This is a genomic window from Herbidospora sp. NBRC 101105 (assembly GCF_030269205.1).
Lineage (GTDB): Bacteria > Actinomycetota > Actinomycetes > Streptosporangiales > Streptosporangiaceae > Herbidospora > Herbidospora solisilvae.
The window spans coordinates 526,904-545,350 of the sequence record NZ_BSSX01000007.1 but is presented as its reverse complement, the minus strand read 5'-3'; the positions used below and the strand labels follow the sequence as shown (position 1 = coordinate 545,350).

Here is an 18,447-nt window from a genome sequence, read left to right as displayed (position 1 = left end):
AGACCAAATATGGTCAGACCATACACCTTTCCGGCGGAGGGAACACGGTGCGGACCTTCGAGACGGTTCTCGCCCAGATCGAACAGCGGATCGCGGCCGACGGTCTGACGGTCGGCGACCGGCTGCCCGGCGAACGGCAACTGGCCGAGCAACTGCGGGTGAGCCGCTCGTCGGTACGCGAGGCGCTGCGGGTGCTCGAAACCCTCGGCGTGGTGTCGTCGCAGGTCGGGCGGGGACCCGACGCGGGAGCCGTGCTGATCTCGCGGCCCGACGGGACGCTGGCCGACCTGCTGCGGCTGAACCTGGGGCTGACGACGATGTCGGCGCGGGAGGTCCTCGACACCCGGCTGATGATCGAACGCTGGTCGGCCGCACGGGTGACCGCCGCGCCCGCCGCGATGACCGAGGCCCTGTCGGCCATGGACGCCGCCACCTCGCCCGAGGAGTTCGTGACCCACGACATCGCCTTCCACGTGGCCCTCACCGACGCGGCGGGCAACCGGCTGCTGTCGGCCGTGTTGCGGGCGCTGCGCGACGCGCTGGTGTCGAACGCGGTCGAGGCGGTGCGGAGGCTGGGCCACACGGGCGACCTCCAGGCCGACCACCGGCGCATCCACCGGGCGATCGAGGCGGGCGACGCCGCCGAGGCGGTCGAGGCGGTGACCGCCCATCTGGCCCGCGCCTATCCCGGGCTTTCGCCGAGTCATAACGTGTTCTAGTTTCGCGGTATGAAGCTGGGTCTGAACCTCGGTTACTGGCAGCGCTCCCCCTCCGACGCCACCGCTCTCGTGCAGGCCGCCGAACGGCTCGGCTACGACTCGGCGTGGACGGCCGAGGCCTACGGCAGCGACGCCTTCACCCCCCTGGCCTGGTATGGCGCCCGCACCTCCCGCATCAAGCTGGGCACCTCGGTCGTGCAGCTCAGCGCCCGTACTCCCGCCGCCACCGCGATGACCGCGATGACGCTCGACCACCTCACCGGCGGGCGGCTGCTGCTCGGGATCGGGGCGTCGGGCCCCCAGGTGGTCGAGGGGTGGTACGGCGTCCCGTTCGCCCGCCCGCTGGCCCGCACCCGCGAGTACGTCGAGATCATGCGCAAGATCTGGCGGCGGGAGGAACCTGTTACAAACGACGGGCCGCACTACCCGCTGCCGCTCCCCCAGGGCAAGCCGCTGAAGCTGATCACCCACCCGCTGCGCCCCGACATCCCGGTCTACCTGGGCGCCGAGGGCCCGAAGAACGTCGCGCTGGCCGCCGAGATCGGGCAGGGCTGGCTGCCGCTGTTCGCCGTCCCGTCCGAGATCGAGTCCATGTACGGGAAGGCGCTCGCCGGCCGCGCGACGGACTTCGACGTCGCCGCCATGGTCATGACCCTGATCACCGACGACGTCAGGGCCGGGCTCGACGTGGTCAAGATGATGCTGAGCCTCTACATCGGCGGCATGGGGTCGTCGAAGCGGAACTTCCACGCCGACGTCATCGGCCGCATGGGCTTCGCCGAGGAGGCCGCCCGCATCCAGGGCCTCTTCCTCGACGGACGCCGCGACGAGGCCTTCGCCGCCATCCCCGACGACCTCGCCGACGGCATCTCCCTGATCGGCCCGCCGGGCCGGATCAGGGAACGCCTGGCACCGTGGCGCGACAGCCCGGTGACGTCACTGCTCGTCATGGGCCCCCGAGACGAGGACGATCTGCGGACGATCCGCGAGATCGTCGGCTAACGGGGCAGGTCGGCCCAGCCCGTCTCCAGGTAGGCGTAGGCGGTGCCCTTCTGGGCCGGGATCATCATCGTGCCCGGCGGGGTGTCGACCGGCTGCTCGTCCTCGCCGTTGTAGACGTACGCCAGGAGCTTCGCCGTCGCCGGGTCGACCACGAGCGTGTGGTCGCCCGTCGCGTCGGTGATCGACAGGCCCGGCCTGCCGATCGGGTCCGTCGCGTTCTCATCCAGGCGGAGACCGCGCTGGTCGGCCAGGATGCGCAGGAGCGTGGCGCGGGTCGTGTTGGAGGCGGGCGAGGTCAGGATGTGGCGGGCGGCGCCGAAGGTGAACGACCCCGCGTCCTGGCCGGACGGGCGGGCCTCGTCGAGCCACTTCTGGAGGGCGGCGCGGTCGGCGGGGAGCTTCTTCACGTCGTCCTGCCGGACCTGCTTGGTGCCGATCCCCACGGCCAGCACCAGGCCCGTGAACGAGCGCGCCGCGGCGGTCTCCGGGAGGCCGGGCCTGCCCTTCGCGCGCCAGGCCTTCTCGGCGCGTTCGTCGGCGAAGGTGGTCTGCACGTCGCGGACCGGGCCGATCCTTCCGTTCCGGCCGTCGTACCAGGTCTCGCCGGTCGAGGCGACGACCACGCCGTCCAGGGGCGAGGTGAAGGTGCGGACCTTCTCATGCCAGTACGTCCCGGTCTCGGCCGGCGCCCTCTCCAGCGTCTCGGCCCCCGCCAGCAGGACGCTGCGCGCGGTCAGCACGGGCGTGTCCACCGGGACCGGAGCCGGCCGGTGGGCCACCGTCGTCGACGGCGCGAACACCACGAACGCGGCGGCCGCCGCCGCGAGCAGGCCCGACGCCGCGAGCAGCGGGGTCCGGCGCCTGCGCTCGGGCCGCACGGCGAACGCCTTTCTCAGGTCGTCGGCACGTCGGGCCTGGTAGGACTCCTCGGTCACGTCGTCGGGCCGCAGGCTCCGCACGAGGTCGTCGATCATGATTGCTCCTGGAGGGTTCGGGGGCGCAGGGCCTCGGTGAGGCGGCGGCGCGCACGGTGCAGGCGGACGGTGAACGTGCCGGTGGCGCAACCGGCGATCTTCGCGGCCTCGCGGGGCGTCAGGCCGTACCAGCTCGTGAGGATCAGCGCCTCGGCGTCGGCCTCCGCCATCGCGGCGAGCACGATGAGTGCCGCCTCGCGTTCGGTGACCTGGTCGGCGACGTCGGGCGCGGCGCGGGCCGGCAGGTAGGCGAGCAGCCGTTCGGCCCGGATGCCCGAGTCGCGCTGTTTGCGGAGCAGGTTCCTGGCCACCCCGAGCAGCCACGGCAACGGCTCCGGCGGCAGGTCGGCGAACCGCCGCCAGGCGATCAGGAAGGTCTCCCCTGCCACGTCCTCGGCCGCGGCCCGCTCGGCGCGCAGCAGGGCGTACCCGAGGACGGCCCGGTAGTGCCGGTCGTAGAGGTCGGTGAATCGTGTCTCTGGATCGTCCACACCCAGTAGTCCCGCCAGTGGAGCCCGGATTACACATGACATCATTTCGGGCGTGAAGGTGCTGATAGCCGACGACCAGGAGCTCGTCCGCACGGGTTTCCGCATGATCCTCGACGCGCAGCCCGACATCGAGGTGGTGGCGACCGTGGCCGACGGCGCGGCGGCCGTCGCCGAGGCCCGGCGGTTGCGCCCTGACGTGTGCCTGCTCGACATCCGCATGCCCAAGCTCGACGGCATCGAGGTCACCCGCCTGCTGGCCGGTCCGGGCGTGCCCGACCCTCTGCGGGTGGTCATCGTGACCACGTTCGACCTCGACGACTACGTCTACGGCGCGCTGCGGGCCGGCGCCTGCGGCTTCCTGCTGAAGGACAGCGGCCCCGCCCTGCTCATCGAGGCGGTCCGCGCCGCGGCGGCGGGCGACGCGCTGGTCTCCCCCTCGGTGACGGTACGGCTCCTCGCCCACCTCTCCCGTCCACGCCAGCCGGTCAGCCCGCCCGAATCGCTCACCGACCGGGAACTCGACGTGGTGCGGCTGGTCGCCCGCGGGAAGACCAACCAGGAGGTCGCCGCCGAGCTGTTCGTCTCGTTGTCGACGGTCAAGACCCACATGGCCAGCGTCCAGACCAAACTGGGTCTGCGGAACCGCGTCGAGGTCGCCGCGTGGGCGTGGGAGTCCGGTGTCGTGAGTTGACCGGATTAGCGGAGGTTCTCCCTGGAAACGAAGGGGTCAGGTAACACCGGGGGGAGAGTTCCGTGCGCATGCCACAGAGATCCGCGTTCGGGGTTTATGCCGCGCTGACCAGCCAGATCGCCTCCCTCGCGGCTTTGGTGGCCTTCGAGGAACTCCGCGGCCAGGACCTCGCCCTGCAGATCGCCGCCTTCGGCGGAGACCCGAAGGCCCCGGGAGCCGAAGCGGTCGTCGGCGACGTGACCGTCTTCGCCGTCCTGGTGATGGCCCTGGTCGTGACGACCGTGTTCGCGGCGGCGGCCTACCTGAGCTGGCTCGCGTCGGCGGCCGGCGTCCGGAGGCTGACCGCGACGGCGGCGTGGCTGGTCCCGCCGGTGAACCTGGTGGGGCCCGTCCTGCTCGCCGACCAGGCCTGGCGGGAACGCGCCAACGGGTCACGGGCCCGCTGGCTGGTGCTGCTGACGGCGTGGTGGGTGGCCGGCCTGACGACGATCTGGCTGCTCGCCGACAGCCACGCCTCCCACACGAACCTGACGGGGGTGGGCGTGCGGGAACTGACGGCGGCGGGGGTGACGGCCCTGCTGTGCGCGGCGACGGTCTGGGAGGTCTCGTCCCCGCGCACACTCCGCCTTCCCCGTCAGGTGATCGCCGCGCTGTCACCCTCGTCGAAGTAGCCCGCTCGGATCGCGGTCGGCCTGTTCAGAAACGATGGAGTGTGCGGGCCAGTTCAGCGGCTCTGGAACCGAGGTCGTCCACCGCGGCCGGTAGGCGCACCTCCGCGTCGACGTCCTTGAACACCTGCTGCGCCTCCTCGAAAGCGGCGACCTGCTCGTTCGTCTCCGGCGGGGCGATCATGACCTGCAGGTCGACGTTCCGGCTGATCTCACTGACGCGTCCGGCGGCGTCGACCACTTTCGCGTCGTCTCCGCTACGGAGACGCTGGAGCGCGTATCCCCAGGCCATGACCTTGAGCGGCACCTCGTCGACCTGTGCGAGACGGAACGACCACGCCTGGCTCAACTGGACGACGCGCCCGTTGGCGATGGCGAAGTCGACCGGGGAGTGCAGCTTCTCCCTGACATAGATCTGAACGCGGGAACGGACGAAGTCCTCTGGGATCTCCGCACGATGAAACGCCTGCCGCATGGTGCGTTGCAGCTCGTAGCGGGTGATCGAGGGCGGGCGGGCGGGCGCTACCGGATCGATCAGCATGTGATCGAAGATCACGGCCAGCGCGTCTTCCGCGCTGTCGGCCAGTATCGGCGCTGGAGGACTGAACTGCATGACATTGCGGTGGTCGCGGTGAAGCCGGTCCAGCCAGTCGTCGGGGATCAATTGGCCGTGATCCGCGAGCAGGCTCTCCCGGTGCCGGTGGATCTGCTCGTCCAGGTCGAGCAGAGACCCCAGAACCTGTTCGAGAGCCGTGCGTCCGGCGAACCGCTGGGCCCGCTCCAGGTTGCTCAGCTGACGGTATGACCAGTCTCCGGCGACGGGATCGCCTGCGACGGCGGCCACGTTCACGAATTCGCCGGTGCGCGGATCGGGGAGACAGCGCACAATCGAGTAGACGTAGCGACTCATTGGACCCACCTCCTCAGATCAGCCTGCGAATGCGATCGGCGACGGCCGGCGCCCTGTGTTCGAGGAACCAGCCGAGTGTCTCCAGATCGTTGTCGTCCACTGGCCACGATGCTGGCACGCCACACAGAACAGTGACGAGAGCATCGCGACTTATTGCGTCTAGTGCAGTTGCTACCCTTTCGACCGCTTCCGGATCCAGACCGTCAGGAGGATCCGGGAGCAGGTTCGGCTCGTTCACGGCTTCGACGAGATAGCGACTACGGATCGTTCCATCGTTGGGCGGCAGATAGAGACCGTGGTCATGGCTGTAGCAACTGTGATCGTGATCGAGGTCGTGAAGCCACTGGGGATCGTCGCCGAAGCACCAGTCCCAGAGGGCGTAGACGCCCACGTGACGACGGGTGTTGTCATCCTTCGCCCGGTCCGACAGGGTTTGCCGGCACTCGATGGCATGGCCGAGAGCCACACTCGCGTGCGCGATGCCGGGCTGGAGCTTTCCGAAGGCCATCGGCCACCCGGCGAGTTCCTCGGGAATCCTGATCAGGCTGGTGTCGCACACCGGTGCGTCGATGAGCCGCCCGACCTTCGAGACGACATGTTCAATGGCGATCGTGGCCTGAGCATGGGGAGGACAGCCGCCGAGACATTTGACGAAGTATCGGCGGTTGTCCGAAGCGACGACGTCGAAAGGGCCGGCGAAGGAGGCGTTTCCGGAGCCGACGACGGCTTTCACCGAGAGGGTCTCGAAATCGTCGTGGCGACCATGAAGCAGGCCCGCCCAGCTCCGCTGATCGACCACCACGTCCTACCTCTCGCACCCCGGTGACCGCAGCAGAGTAATGCAGCCTTTGCCCGGCATGTGCGGAAAGTAGGCAGACGGCTACAGAAAAGATCAGGCGACCTTGCCCGAGCTGCCCATGCTGGCGTGCCACAACACCCTCTGCGGTTCCTTCACTCCCAGGTCGGCGTAGGGCGACAGTTCGTACCCGTTCTCGTAGGTGATCTTCTTTCCGCCGACGGCCCCGCGGCCCTCCTCCGGCCGGTCGGCCAGGATCTCCCTGACCGCCTCGATGCCTCTGGTCCGCCACACCCGGTCGAGGTCCGGCAGGTTCCACGCGTGCAGTGCCCGCATGGAGACGCCCCGGCGGCCGGTACGCCGGATCACCCCCCGCGCCACCATCAGCCACGAACCGAACACCGTCGCCGCCGTGTGGGCCTGGACCGACTCGAAGAACGTCAGGTCGATCGGGCCCGTCGAGTCGTCGAGGGTCGTGAAGATGACCCGCTGGCCCGACCGGACCGCCGGGGTCTGGGTGGCCACCTTCACCCCGGCGACCAGGATCTCCGCGCCGTTGCGCTGTTTCAGCAGGTCGCGGGCTCGGACCACGCCCAGGGCGTCGAGGAGGTCGTCGTGGAAGGCGATCACGTGGCGGGTCACGTCCATGCCGAGGACGCTCAGTTCCGCCTCGACCGCCTCCGCCTCGCTCATCTCCGGGAGTTCGCCGGGCACCACGTGGTCGGCGAAGCCCATCGGCAGCTGGCCCGAGCCCTGGCCGCCCGCCCGGTCGAGGGCGCCCACCTGTGCCATGAGGTCGCGGCGGGTCAGGCGGCCGGGGCGCCAGCGGGGTTCTCCCGGGCGCAGGCCGTGGAGGGCGTCCAGGCCGCCGACCTCGATGACGTGTTCGGCGACCGGGCGGGAGGGGCGGGCGCGCTCCCAGAAGTCGGCCATCGACACGTACGGCTGGCCGGCGATCATGCGGTCGACCTCGGCCTCGCTGATGCCCTTGATGGCGGAGAAGGGGACACGCAGGCCGTAGCCCCGGCCGAAGAGCGGCGGGTCGCCGGCCGCCGGGCCGAGTTTCTCCACGCGCCAGTCGCGGGCGGAGCGGTTGACGTCCAGGGGGAGGACCTCCACGCCGCACTGGCGGGCTTCGTCGAGGATGACGCGGTTGGGGTACATGCCGGGTTCGTGGGTGAGGACGCCGGCGAAGAAGGCGGCCGTGTGGTGGCGTTTCAGCCAGGCCGACTGGTAGGTCGGCAGGGCGAAGGCCGCCGCGTGGGCCTTGCAGAAGCCGAAGGCGCCGAACGCGTCGAGGACACGCCAGGTGGCCTCGACCGTCGCGGCGTCGAACTCGGGGCGCACGTTCATCTCCCACCAGGTCCGGACCCGGGCGCGGCCGTCGGGAGACGACAACGAGCGGCGGATCCTCTCGGCCTCCGACAGGCCGCAGCCGGTCATGGCGTCGACGACCCTCAGGACCTGTTCGTGAAAGACCACCACGCCGTTGGTCTCGGCCAGCGCCGGGCGCAGCTCCGCGTGGGGGTAGAGGGCCTGGCGGAAGCCGTGCCGCGACTCCAGGTAGGGGGTCACCATGTCGGAGTTGACCGGGCCGGGGCGGAACAACGAGATGTCGACGATCAGGTCGTGCATGGTGCGGGGTTCGAGCTTGGCGACGAGTTCGCGCTGGCCGGGCGACTCGATCTGGAAGCAGCCGATGGTGCGGCTCTCGCGCACCATGTCGTAGGTCGCCGCGTCGTCGTGCGGGACCTCGTCGAGGGCCACCTCGACTCCGTCGACCCGCTTGATCTCGGTGAGCGCGTAGGCCATCGCCGACTGCATCCGCACCCCCAGGACGTCGAGCTTCAGCAGGCCGGCGTCCTCGACGTCGTCCTTGTCGAACTGCGACATGGGGAACTCCAGCAGGCTGCGTTCGACCGGGGTGCGGCCCCGCAGGCCCATGTTCCCGACCAGCACGCCGCACGGGTGGAGGGCGATGTGCCGGGGCAGGCCGTCGAGGCGTTCGGCCAGCCGGAAGACCGTCTCCAGCGCCCGGTCGTTGAGGCCGCTGTCGCGCAGTTCGGGCAGGTCGTCGAGGGCGGCCCGGATCTGCTTGGCGCGCACGTGCGGGAACGCCTTGGCGATGGCGTCGATCTCGTGGGGCGGCAGGCCCATCGCGGCCCCCACGTCGCGGATGGCGCTGCGGGCCCGGTAGGTCTCCATCATCGACACGCAGGCGACGCGCGACTCGCCGTACCGGTCGAGGATGGCCCGGTAGCAGTCGAGGCGGCGGGCCGACTCGACGTCGACGTCGATGTCGGGCAGCCCGACGCGGCCCTCGGACAGGAAACGCTCCATCAGCAGGCCGTGGTCGAGCGGGTTGACCTCGCCGATCTTGATCAGGTAGTTGACCAGGCTGCCCGCGCCCGAGCCCCGGATCGCGCAGCGCACGCCCATGCCGCGGATCATGTCGGTGATCCCGGCGACCGCGACGAAGTAGCCCGACAGGCGCTTCTTCTCGATGATCGCCAGTTCGGCGGCCAGGCGGTCGCGCGCCTCCCGCGACCGGCCGAGGCCCCGGTCGAGCAGGCCGTCCTCGCAGCGGTGGCGCAGCAGCGGGACCGGGTCGCTGCCGATCTCCGGGAGATGCAGCCGGGGGTCGACCTCGTCGATCAGCGGCACGATCTCGACCGGGTCGAGCACGCACGCCTCGGCCGCCCGCCGGGTCACGCCGAGCAGCCGGGTCGCCCGCGCCCGGTCGCCGCCGCACACGCGCAGGGCGACGCGGCCCATCTCCTCGGCGTTCTTCAGGTAGGCGTGCGACGACGACTCCACGTGCCGGCCGTGCAGCGGGACGAGCTTCCTGGCCGCGTCGAGCACGTTGCCCACCTGGTAGTCGGCCGGGTCGAGGTGCCTGACCGCGTTGGTGAGGATCGCGGGCAGGCCGAGGGAGTCGGCCAGGGCGAGCAGGTGGGTGGCGGTGTTGACGTCGCGGTAGCCGTAGAGGTCGACGATCTCCACGGCCGTGCCCGGCACCGCCGCACGCCAGCGTTGCAGCAGGTCACGAGCCTGCTGGTCGCGGCGGGCGGCGACCGCGCGGCCGACCTCCGAACGCGGGCCGAGCAGCACGATCAGGCGGCCGTCGGCGGCGTGGCGGCCGACGAGGTCCATGGTGACCCGGGGGGTGCCGCGTTCGCCCGCGTAGTGGGCGGCGGTGACCAGGCGGCAGAGGTCGGCCCAGCCGTCGCGCCTGGCCAGGACGACGATGCGGTCGTCCTCGTCCGACATCGCGAGATCCACTCCGACGACGGCCCCGATGCCCGCCGCGTGGCAGGCCCGGACGTGCTTGATCGCGCCGTACAGGCCGTCGCGGTCGGTCAGCGCGAGGGCGTCCATGCCGTGCTCGACCGCGCGGGCCACGAGGGCCGCCGGGAAGGCGGAGCCGTAGCGCAGCGAGTAGGCGGAGGCGACATGGAGGTGCTGGAACGGTCCCATCAATCCCACGCCCGCAGCAGCAGCCACGCGTCGGTGGCGGTGTCGTAGCGCAGCTCGTAGGTGCCCGACTGCGCCTCCACCCGCCAGAAGCGGCGTTCGCCGGGGTCGGCGGCGGAGGTCTTCCACCACTCCCGGGCCACCACCCAGTGGTCGAGGATCTGCCGGACCACATAGAGCCGGTCACGCCAGACGAACCTGACGGGCCGGCCGTCTCGGACCCACACCTCGATCGGATCGCCATACAGTCTGCTCACGGACCTTCTCCCGATGGCTCCCAGTTGCCTGTGATCGCCACCCGGGGGAAGGGGCGGGCGGTGCTGTATCGAACATATGTTCTCAGCACGTTGAACGCAAGTTCGAACGTCAGGGTATGACGTAGTTCATTTCCGCTGGTTTCTGTACGGTTGGTCGTCGTGGCGAACGAACCTCAGCAGATAGGGCCCTATCGCATCACCGGCCGTCTCGGCCGGGGCGGCATGGGCACCGTCTACCTCGGCCAGGACGAATCGGGCCGGAAGGTCGCCGTGAAGGTGATCAACACCGAGTACAGCCAGAACGAGAACTTCCGGGTGAGGTTCCGCCGCGAGGCCGAGTCGGCCCAGCGGGTACGCCGCTTCTGCACCGCCGCCGTGCTCGCCGCCGACCTCGACGGCGAGCAGCTCTACGTCGTCACCGAATACGTCGAGGGCCCCAACCTCGAACAGGCCGTGGAGACGTCGGGCCCGCTGACCGGGTCGAGCCTGGAGGCCCTGGCGGTCGGCGTGGCCACCGCCCTCACCGCCATCCACGCCGCCGGCATCGTCCACCGCGACCTCAAGCCCTCCAACGTGCTGCTGTCCCCCGTCGGCCCCCGCGTGATCGACTTCGGCATCGCCCGCGCGCTCGACACGTTCGGCGGGGTCACCCACACCGGCGAGCTCGTCGGCACCCCCCGTTACATGGCGCCCGAGGTGCTGCGCGGCGAGGCGATCTCGCCCGCGTGCGACGTGTTCTCGTGGGGCTGCCTGGTGGCGTTCGCGGCCAGCGGGCGGGCCCCGTTCAACGGCGAGGCGCTGCCCGCCGTGATCTTCCAGGTGCTCAACTCCGAGCCGGTGCTCGACAACCTGGAACCGCAGATGCGCCAGCTCGTGCGGGCCGCGCTCGACAAGGACCCGGCCAACCGCCCGTCCGCGCAGCAGCTTCTCGACAACATGGTCGGCCGGGTCACCCCGGAGATCGCCCAGCACACGGTGGCCCAGACCTGGAAGCAGAGCGCGCCGCTGCGCCGCCGCCCGGTCAACCGCAGCCGCCTGGTCGCCGGGGTCGCGATCGCGGCGGCGGTCGCGGTGACGGCCGGCGTCATCGGGGTGCGCGCCCTGGCCGGGCCGGGCGGCCCGCCGGTGAACCTGGCCACCCTCTACCAGGAGGACTTCACCACCAACGGCGACTGGCCCGGCACCTACGACCCCGAGTCGGGTTACGGCTACGGCTACACCCCGCAGGGCACCTACGCGGTCGACCTGAACTCCGAGAACCCCGAGAACGTGACCCCCGCGCCGATCCCGTTCGTCGCCGAGCAGGAGCCGACCCCCGGCCCCTCGCCGACCCCGGTCACCCCGGCGAACCTGCTCATCGGCGCCGACATCCAGACCGCCGACCTGGTCGGCAGCGGCGAATACGGCCTCTTCTGCCGCGCGTCCAAGGACAACTACAAGGACAACCGCTACGAGTTCCTGCTGACCAGCTCCGGCGAGGCCCGCATCCGCCGCGTCGCCGGGGGCTCCGGCGGGATCGTCGCCAGCGGCGCCGTCGAGGGACTGACCGACAAGCTCAATCTGTACGTCTCCTGCGAGCCCGGCGACGGCAAGTCGGTCGCGCTGCAGATGTGGGTGAACGGCAACCCGGTGTTGTCGGCCACCGACACCAACGGCCTGCCCACCGGCGACGTCGGCGTCCTGGGCCGGGTCCAGCCGGACGGGGAGTCGTCGGTGCGGCTGGCCTTCGACAACTTCGTGCTCAGAGGACAACTGGACGGGTAGGACAGGCCCCATGCGAGCGATCATCGTCACCACGCCAGGCGGTTCATCGGCTCTCGACCACGCGGAGGTGCCCGACCCCGTGCCCGGGGAGGGCGAGGCGCTGGTCGAGGTCGCCGCGAGCGGCGTCAACTTCATCGACGTCTACTACCGCGAGGGCCGCTACCCCCTCCCCACCCCGTTCGTCCCCGGCTCCGAGGGCGCCGGCACGGTCTGCGCCACCGGCCCCGGCGTCACCCAGGTGGCCGTGGGCGACCGGGTGGCCTGGGCCAACGTCGTCGGCAGTTACGCCGAGAAGCAGATCGTCCCGGCCGACCGGCTGGTGCCCGTCCCCGACGCGCTCGGCCTCGACCTGGCGGCGGCGGTGCTGCTCCAGGGCATGACGGCCCACTACCTGACCCGCTCGACCCACGACGTGCGCGAAGGCGACGTCGTGCTGATCCACGCCGCCGCCGGCGGCATGGGCCTGCTGCTCACCCAGATGGCCAAGATGCGGGGCGCCCACGTGATCGCCACCGTCTCCTCCGGCGCCAAGGAGAAGCTCGCCCGCGGGGCCGGCGCCGACGAGGTGCTCCGCTACGACGACGTGGCCGCGAACGTCCGCAAACGATGTCATGTCGTGTACGACGGCGTCGGCGCCGCCACCTTCGAAGACTCCCTGGCGGCCCTGCGCCCCCGGGGCCTGCTGGCCCTCTACGGCGCCGCCAGCGGCCCGGTCCCGCCGTTCGACCCCCAGCGCCTGAACGCGGCCGGCTCGTTGTTCCTCACCCGCCCGACCCTGGGCCACTACGTGATCACCCGCGCCGAGCTGCTCGAACGGGCCGGCGACGTGCTGGGCTGGGTCGCCGACGGCTCGCTCGACGTGGCGGTCTACGGCCGCTACCCCCTGGCCGAGGCCCGCCGGGCCCACGACGACCTGGAAGGCCGCCGGACGACCGGGAAGTTGCTCCTCATCCCCTGACCTAGGTTGGAAGACGTGAACCAGACGGCGTTCGTGCTCGGTGGCGGCGGGGTGCTCGGCGCCCACGAGGTCGGCATGCTGCGTGCCCTCGCCGAGGCCGGGATCAAGCCCGACCTGATCGTCGGCACCTCGGTGGGGGCGCTGAACGGTGTCGTGCTGGCCGCCAACCCCGCCGACGCCGTCGACCGGCTCAGCGAGTTGTGGAGCACCCACATCGTGCGGACCGCGTTCGCCGGTTCGTGGATGACCCGCCTGTCCACCCTGGCCCGGACCGGCACCCACCTCCACCCGATCGACCCGCTGCGCCGCCTGCTGGGGGGCCATCTGCCCGACACGTTCGAGGAGCTGGAGGTGCCCTTCCAGTGCGTCGCCGCGTCGATCCAGAAGGCGCGCGCCCACTGGTTCACCGAGGGCCCGCTCGCCGACGCGGTGCTCGCCTCGTGCGCGGTGCCGGGGTTGCTGCCGCCCGTGCGCATCGGCGGTGAGCACTTCGTCGACGGGGGGCTGGTGCACAGCATCCCGGTCGGCCGCGCGGTGGCCCTGGGGGCGACCCGCATCTTCGTCCTGCACGTCGGCCGGATCGAGCGGCCGCTCGAACCTCCCGCGAAACCGTGGGAGGTCGGCCTGGTCGCCTTCGAGATCGCCCGCCGCCACCGTTTCGCCGAGGAGATGGCCTCGTTGTCCGACGACATCGAGGTCCACGTGATGCCGGCCGCCTTCGGCGGCCGTCCGGGCCTGTCCGACCTCCGCTACCGTGACGCCTCCCGGATCGCCCGCCACGCGGGCCGCGCCTATGAGGCCTCCGCCGCCTACCTGGCAGAACTATGAGCTGAAGGAGGCCCGGTCATGCTCCCTCCCCGGATCGTCCGGCGGCTGGTCTTCGCGCCGCTGGTGATCGTGCTGACCGTCGCCGTCATCGTCACCCTGCCGGTGTGGCTCGTCTTCGGCTTCATCGTCGGCCTGCGCCTGCCGCCGCCGCGCCGCCGGGGCATGCGGCTGGTGGTGTTCGCCGTGGTGTGGCTGGCGCTGGAGTCGGCGGCGCTGATCGCCAGCCTGGAGTTGTGGGTGGCGTCGGGGTTCGGGGGACGCCTGAGCGAGGCCGCCCACCAGGAACGCCACTACGCCCTGATCCGCTGGCTGCTGACCAACGTCTACGGCGCGGCGGTGGCCATCTTCCGGTTGTCGGTCGCCATAGACGAGCCCGCGCTGACCGGTGAGGAGGCCGCCCGCCGGCTGACCCGGCCGATCATCGTCCTGTCGCGGCACGCCGGTCCCGGCGACTCGTTCCTGCTCGTCTACCACCTGCTGGCCCGCTACCAGCGGCGTCCGCGCATCGTGATGAAGGCGGCCCTGCAGTTCGACCCGTCGGTCGACGTGGTGATCAACCGGCTGCCCAACGCGTTCGTGCCCAAGAAGATCGCCGAGAGCGGGATCGTGGCGGAGATCTCCCGCCTGGCCTCCGACATGGACGCCGACGACGCCCTCGTGATCTTCCCGGAGGGCGGCAACTTCACCCCGGGCCGCCGTTTCCGCGCCATAAGGCGGCTGCGCGAACGCGGCCTGCGCGCCGAGGCGGCCCGTGCCGAACGCCTCGCCCACCTGCTGCCGCCCCGGCCCAACGGGGCCATCGCCGCGATGACCGCCTGCCCGGAGGCTGACGTGATCTTCGTCGCGCACACCGGCCTCGACGACCTGATCACCCTCGGCGACGTGTGGCGGCACCTGCCCGAGGAGGCCCGCATCACGGCGAAGTGGTGGCGCTGGGCGGCCGAGGACGTGCCGAGGGAACGCGAGGCCCAGATCTCCTGGCTCTTCGACCAGTGGACGGCCATCGACAACTGGATCAGCGCCCAGAAGGCCTCGTAGCGGTCACGGGCGGGGCGGCCGGCGGCGGTGGTGCCGCCGGACCGTCGCCAGCAGGGCGATCCCCGTCGCCAGGCCCACGACGGCGAAGGCGGCGGTGACCGCGATCAGGCCCATCGGGGGCCGCCCGGCGGGATGACGGCCTTTCCGGGTCGCGGTCCTTTCGTGATCAGGTCGACGAGGGCGCCGGTGTCGAGGTGGCGCTCGATCAGGTCGCCGATGGCGTCGAGGCGCCGCTCGCGCAGCCCGGCGAAGTCGACGGCGCTCTCGACCGGCAGGCCGATCTCGGCCAGGAAGGCCCGGCGGAACCCGTCGTTCTCGAAGGCCCCGTGCCAGGTCGTGCCCCAGACGTCGCCACGGCGGCACCCGTCGAGGAACGGTTCGGCACCCGGGGCGGGGGTGACGACGCCGTGGTGGATCTCATACGCGGCCACGCGGTGACCGTATGCCTCACCTGTCGGCCTGGCCAGCACTTTTTCCGGTACGAACCGGACTGTGGCCGGGAGGAGGCCCAATCCGGGCACGGTGCCCTGCCGGGATTCGACGTCGTCGTGGATGGTCTCGGCGAGCATCTGGTAGCCGCCACAGATCCCGACGACCGGGCCGCGTCTGCTGAGCAGGGCGTCGGCGATGCCGCGTTCCCTGAGCCAGGCGAGGTCGCTCACCGTGGCCCGCGAGCCGGGCAGCACGACCAGGTCGGCCGTGGCGATCTCGCGGGGCGAGGTGACGAACCTGACGTTCACCCCGGGTTCGGCGGCGAGGGCGTCGACGTCGGTGAAGTTGGAGATGCGCGGATAACGCACCACGACGACGTCGATGTGGCCGTCGCCGGTCTCCGGCCGGTTGTCGAGCGCGAGGGAGTCCTCGACGTCCATCCACAACCCGTCGAGCCAGGGCAGCACCCCGTAGACCTCGCGATGGGTGAGCCCGCGCAGCATGTCGAGCCCCGGTTCGAGCAGTTCGACCGCGCCCCGGAACTTGTTGATCACGAACCCCGAGACGAGCGCCTGGTCCTCGGGCTCCAGCAGCGCCAGGGTGCCGTAGAGGTGGGCGAACACCCCGCCCCGGTCGATGTCGCCCACGACGACCACCGGCAGGCCGGCCGCCCGTGCCAGGCCCATGTTGGCGATGTCGTTCGCGCGCAGGTTGATCTCCGCCGGGCTGCCCGCGCCCTCGCACACCACGACGTCGTACTCGGCCCGCAACCGGGCCAGCGACTCCAGCGCGACCGCCTTGAGGTGCCGCTTCAGGTTCGGGTACGTCAGCGCGTCGACGTCGGCGAGCGGCCGGCCCTTCACCACGACCTGGCTGCGGCGGTCGCTGCCCGGCTTGAGCAGGACCGGGTTCATGTCGGCCGTCGGCTCGATTCCGCAGGCCGCGGCCTGGGTGGCCTGCGCGCGCCCGATCTCGGCGCCGTCGGCGGTGACGAAGGAGTTGAGCGACATGTTCTGCGCCTTGAACGGCGCGACCCGCACCCCCTGGCGGGCCAGCCACCGGCAGATGCCCGCGGTGACGACGCTCTTCCCGGCGTCGGAGGTGGTCCCGGCGACCAGCAGCGCGCCCTTCATCGCCGCCTCGCCAGCACCGCCAGGGCCGCCGCCGCCCAGGCCACCCGCCTGGCCAGCGTCACCGCCCGGGAGATGTCCCGCTTCGCGGGCCGGGGGCCGTCGCCGAGCTCGGGGCGGTGTTCGAGGCGGCCGCCGTAGTCGTTGACGCCGCCCAGGGTGACGTTCAGGGCTCCGGCGAAGGCCGCTTCGCACTGGCCGGAATTGGGGCTGGGGTGGCGGGAGCCGTACCGGAAGACGGCTCTGAGCGTGGGCCGGAGGCGGCCGGAACAGAGCGCGGCGAGCAACGCCGTGAGACGCGCCGGAACGTAGTTGGCGGCGTCGTCGAGGCGGGCCGCCGCCCAGCCGAACCGCTCGTAGCGGGGCGAACGGTGGCCGACCATGGCGTCGAGCGTGTTGATCGCCCGGTAGGCCAGCAGGCCGGGCACACCCGCGACCGCGCCCCAGAAGAGCGGCGCGACGACGGCGTCGGAGGTGTTCTCGGCGAGCGACTCGACGGTCGCGCGGGCCAGTTCGGGTTCGCCCAGGTTGCTCGGATCGCGGCCGCACAGGTGCGGTAACCGGCGGCGGGCGGCGTCGAGGTCGTCGTCGGCCAGGTGCCGCGCCATGGCCGCGCCCTCACGCGCGAGCGTCGTGCCGCCGAGCACCGCCCACGTGGCGGCGGCCGTGATCGCCGTCTTCCTGGGGAGCAGGGCGCCCAGCGCGGTCACCGAGCCGACGCACACCGCGGTGAAGATCAGTCCTCGGGTACGCGAGTCGCGGTAGACCCGCCGTTCCAGCGCGGTCGCGGCGGTCCCGAACAGCGCCACCGGGTGACCCCGCCGGGGATCGCCGACCAAAGCATCCAAAGCCACCCCGAGCGCGATTCCCCGCGCTTCCTCCCCCATCACCCACGCATTCTCTCCTATTGGAGGAAACGGTGCAGATCATCCTCATTCGCATCAAGCCACGCGGCAGCCCGCCGGATACGCTGCCCGATGCCCGACTCCCACATGACCGCCCACCCGCCGCCCTCGGTCTCGGCCTTGTGCTTCATGGCGACGTACGAGCGATCGAGCCGCAACCGCGCGGTGGGCAGCAGCCGCAGCCGCTCGGCGGCGCTCAGCCCGTAGGCGTCGGCGAACACCCGGATGCGCCGCCCGGCGTCGAGATCGGCGTGGTCGCGGTCGACCGGATCGGCGATCGGCGCCCAGTGACGCAACGTGGTCACCACGTCGAACAACCGGGACACCGGCCGCGCGATGTCGAAGTCGATCAGCGCCACCGGCAGCCCGTCGCGGAAGACGACGTTCTCGGGCGTGACGTCACAGTGCCCCACGACCTCGGGCTCGGCGTCGTCGGCCGACCCGGTCTCCCAGACCGCGCCGGGCCTCGGCCGGAACCCGGCCACCGCGTCGTGGTAGCGCCGCTGCAAGCGGGCGAGTTCGGCGAGCACGTCCTCACCGGCCGGAAAGGGCCGCCCCGGCACGTCGCCCGGCACGAAGGTCAGCACCTCCCGGCCCAGCTCGTCGATGCCCAGCACACGGGGCGCGCCGTCGAACCCGACGGCCTCCAGATGACGCAGCAGGGTGTGGACGGCGGGCGAGGTGGCCTTCAGGGGACGGCGGACCGTGTCACCGACCCGGACCACACCCTCGGTGACGTCGCCGCCGGACAGCGGGACTTCGTCGGCCCGCGACACAACGAACATGCGGCTTGAGGGTAGCCGGAATCCGCCCCCGTGACACGAGGCACTGGAAAAACCGGCGACGACCTGCTACGGAGCGTGACTACCGTCGGGTAGGCTCGCGGCAAGCAAGGGCTTGATCTTTTGAGTCACTGCTGAGCGAAGGGACCCGGACACGAAATGTCTCTCCCGTGAACGCCAGGTGGGTCGTGCCCACATCGAGCGCCGCCGCGGCCGCGGGGTCATTCGCGATGGCCCCGGAGGATTCCACCGGCCTGTTTCTCGCGGTCGCGCTCGGCGTGGCGGCCGTGCTCGCGATATTGCTGGTCGTCGAGGCCTCTGCGGCGACGTTCTCCGAGAAACACAGCGCCAGGGCCATGAAGGTGCTGGCCTTGCTGTTCGGCCGGGAGGAACCGGCCGACGAGCCGGAGGAGGAATCGTCGGCCTAGGGAGAAGCGCGCGCCCTGAGGGATTCGAACCCCCGACCGGTGGATTAGAAGTCCACTGCTCTATCCGGCTGAGCTAAGGGCGCTCAGTGCCTCATTCTGCATGATCCCCGTACTGGTTTCACAACGCAAAATGTCGGCGCCGGTCGATAGCGTAGAGGAGCTACTCCTCCGCTCCCGGTAGGGGGCGGTTTCTCCCGTCC

At 71.2% G+C, this 18,447-nt stretch carries 18 protein-coding genes and 1 tRNA gene; 9 read left to right on the top strand and 10 right to left on the bottom strand.

Annotated features, from left to right (window positions below; translation table 11 throughout):
* Positions 1–47 precede the first annotated feature (47 nt).
* Both QSK34_RS29270 and QSK34_RS29265 read left to right on the top strand, forming a co-directional pair.
* Complete coding sequence (locus QSK34_RS29270; RefSeq protein ID WP_285588687.1) at positions 48–719, top strand: FadR/GntR family transcriptional regulator; 672 nt, start codon at positions 48–50, stop codon at positions 717–719.
* 9 nt (positions 720–728) lie between these two features.
* Positions 729–1,721 carry an LLM class F420-dependent oxidoreductase gene (locus QSK34_RS29265; protein ID WP_285588685.1) on the top strand — a complete coding sequence of 331 codons (993 nt, stop codon included), beginning with the start codon at positions 729–731 and terminating at the stop codon, positions 1,719–1,721.
* Here the strand turns inward: QSK34_RS29265 and QSK34_RS29260 are convergent.
* Entirely contained in the window at positions 1,718–2,695 is a 978-nt protein-coding gene (locus QSK34_RS29260; protein ID WP_285588683.1) for a hypothetical protein, read from the bottom strand. The two genes, QSK34_RS29265 and QSK34_RS29260, sit on opposite strands and share 4 nt — an antisense overlap.
* The gene (locus QSK34_RS29255; RefSeq protein WP_285588681.1) at positions 2,692–3,186 is read right to left on the bottom strand and encodes an RNA polymerase sigma factor; all 495 of its coding nucleotides are present in this window, start codon (positions 3,184–3,186) and stop codon (positions 2,692–2,694) included. The genes QSK34_RS29260 and QSK34_RS29255 overlap by 4 nt, the downstream gene beginning before the upstream one ends.
* 58 nt (positions 3,187–3,244) lie before the next feature.
* Here QSK34_RS29255 and QSK34_RS29250 point away from each other — a divergent pair, with 58 nt between their 5' ends.
* Positions 3,245–3,877, top strand: coding sequence for a response regulator (locus tag QSK34_RS29250; protein ID WP_030456734.1), 633 nt, complete (start codon positions 3,245–3,247; stop codon positions 3,875–3,877).
* A gap of 68 nt (positions 3,878–3,945) precedes the next feature.
* Complete coding sequence (locus QSK34_RS29245) at positions 3,946–4,548, top strand: hypothetical protein (RefSeq protein WP_285588679.1); 603 nt, start codon at positions 3,946–3,948, stop codon at positions 4,546–4,548.
* A 25-nt stretch (positions 4,549–4,573) separates the two neighbouring features.
* Here QSK34_RS29245 and QSK34_RS29240 read toward each other — a convergent pair whose 3' ends face one another.
* From QSK34_RS29240 to QSK34_RS29225, 4 genes are all read right to left on the bottom strand, one after another.
* Positions 4,574–5,455 carry a DUF3037 domain-containing protein gene (locus QSK34_RS29240; protein WP_285588676.1) on the bottom strand — a complete coding sequence of 294 codons (882 nt, stop codon included), beginning with the start codon at positions 5,453–5,455 and terminating at the stop codon, positions 4,574–4,576.
* Positions 5,456–5,468: 13 nt separating this feature from the next.
* Positions 5,469–6,257 carry a HipA family kinase gene (locus QSK34_RS29235; protein WP_285588674.1) on the bottom strand — a complete coding sequence of 263 codons (789 nt, stop codon included), beginning with the start codon at positions 6,255–6,257 and terminating at the stop codon, positions 5,469–5,471.
* 90 nt (positions 6,258–6,347) lie between these two features.
* Positions 6,348–9,728 (bottom strand): DNA polymerase III subunit alpha, encoded by a 3,381-nt coding sequence (locus QSK34_RS29230; protein WP_285588673.1) that lies wholly within the window; start codon positions 9,726–9,728, stop codon positions 6,348–6,350.
* Positions 9,728–9,982, bottom strand: a complete 255-nt coding sequence (locus QSK34_RS29225) for a DUF6504 family protein (RefSeq protein WP_161482120.1) — start codon at positions 9,980–9,982, stop codon at positions 9,728–9,730. The genes QSK34_RS29230 and QSK34_RS29225 overlap by 1 nt, the downstream gene beginning before the upstream one ends.
* A 159-nt stretch (positions 9,983–10,141) precedes the next feature.
* On the opposite strand from QSK34_RS29225, the gene QSK34_RS29220 reads away from it, so the two are divergent.
* Genes QSK34_RS29220 through QSK34_RS29205 form a run of 4 tightly spaced genes read left to right on the top strand, consistent with a single transcriptional unit; the run spans position 10,142 to position 14,570 of the window.
* Positions 10,142–11,746, top strand: coding sequence for a serine/threonine-protein kinase (locus tag QSK34_RS29220; protein ID WP_285588671.1), 1,605 nt, complete (start codon positions 10,142–10,144; stop codon positions 11,744–11,746).
* Between the two features lie 10 nt (positions 11,747–11,756).
* Positions 11,757–12,704 (top strand): quinone oxidoreductase family protein, encoded by a 948-nt coding sequence (locus QSK34_RS29215; RefSeq protein WP_285588669.1) that lies wholly within the window; start codon positions 11,757–11,759, stop codon positions 12,702–12,704.
* 15 nt (positions 12,705–12,719) lie between these two features.
* The gene (locus QSK34_RS29210; protein ID WP_285588667.1) at positions 12,720–13,532 is read left to right on the top strand and encodes a patatin-like phospholipase family protein; all 813 of its coding nucleotides are present in this window, start codon (positions 12,720–12,722) and stop codon (positions 13,530–13,532) included.
* Positions 13,533–13,550: 18 nt separating this feature from the next.
* Positions 13,551–14,570 carry a 1-acyl-sn-glycerol-3-phosphate acyltransferase gene (locus QSK34_RS29205; protein ID WP_285588665.1) on the top strand — a complete coding sequence of 340 codons (1,020 nt, stop codon included), beginning with the start codon at positions 13,551–13,553 and terminating at the stop codon, positions 14,568–14,570.
* Positions 14,571–14,674: 104 nt separating this feature from the next.
* Here the strand turns inward: QSK34_RS29205 and QSK34_RS29200 are convergent, their stop codons facing one another.
* Genes QSK34_RS29200 through QSK34_RS29190 form a run of 3 tightly spaced genes read right to left on the bottom strand, consistent with a single transcriptional unit; the run spans position 14,675 to position 17,822 of the window.
* Entirely contained in the window at positions 14,675–16,135 is a 1,461-nt protein-coding gene (locus QSK34_RS29200; RefSeq protein WP_285588663.1) for a cobyric acid synthase, read from the bottom strand.
* The gene (locus QSK34_RS29195; RefSeq protein WP_285588844.1) at positions 16,132–17,019 is read right to left on the bottom strand and encodes a cobalamin biosynthesis protein; all 888 of its coding nucleotides are present in this window, start codon (positions 17,017–17,019) and stop codon (positions 16,132–16,134) included. The genes QSK34_RS29200 and QSK34_RS29195 overlap by 4 nt, the downstream gene beginning before the upstream one ends.
* 17 nt (positions 17,020–17,036) lie before the next feature.
* Positions 17,037–17,822 (bottom strand): phosphotransferase, encoded by a 786-nt coding sequence (locus QSK34_RS29190; protein ID WP_285588661.1) that lies wholly within the window; start codon positions 17,820–17,822, stop codon positions 17,037–17,039.
* Between the two features lie 167 nt (positions 17,823–17,989).
* Between QSK34_RS29190 and QSK34_RS29185 the strand changes: the two genes are divergently transcribed.
* On the top strand, positions 17,990–18,247 hold the full coding sequence (locus QSK34_RS29185) for a hypothetical protein (RefSeq protein WP_285588659.1): 258 nt from the start codon (positions 17,990–17,992) through the stop codon (positions 18,245–18,247).
* Between the two features lie 9 nt (positions 18,248–18,256).
* On the opposite strand, the gene QSK34_RS29180 is transcribed toward QSK34_RS29185, so the two are convergent.
* Positions 18,257–18,330 (bottom strand) — tRNA-Arg (locus tag QSK34_RS29180).
* Positions 18,331–18,447: the final 117 nt, after the last annotated feature.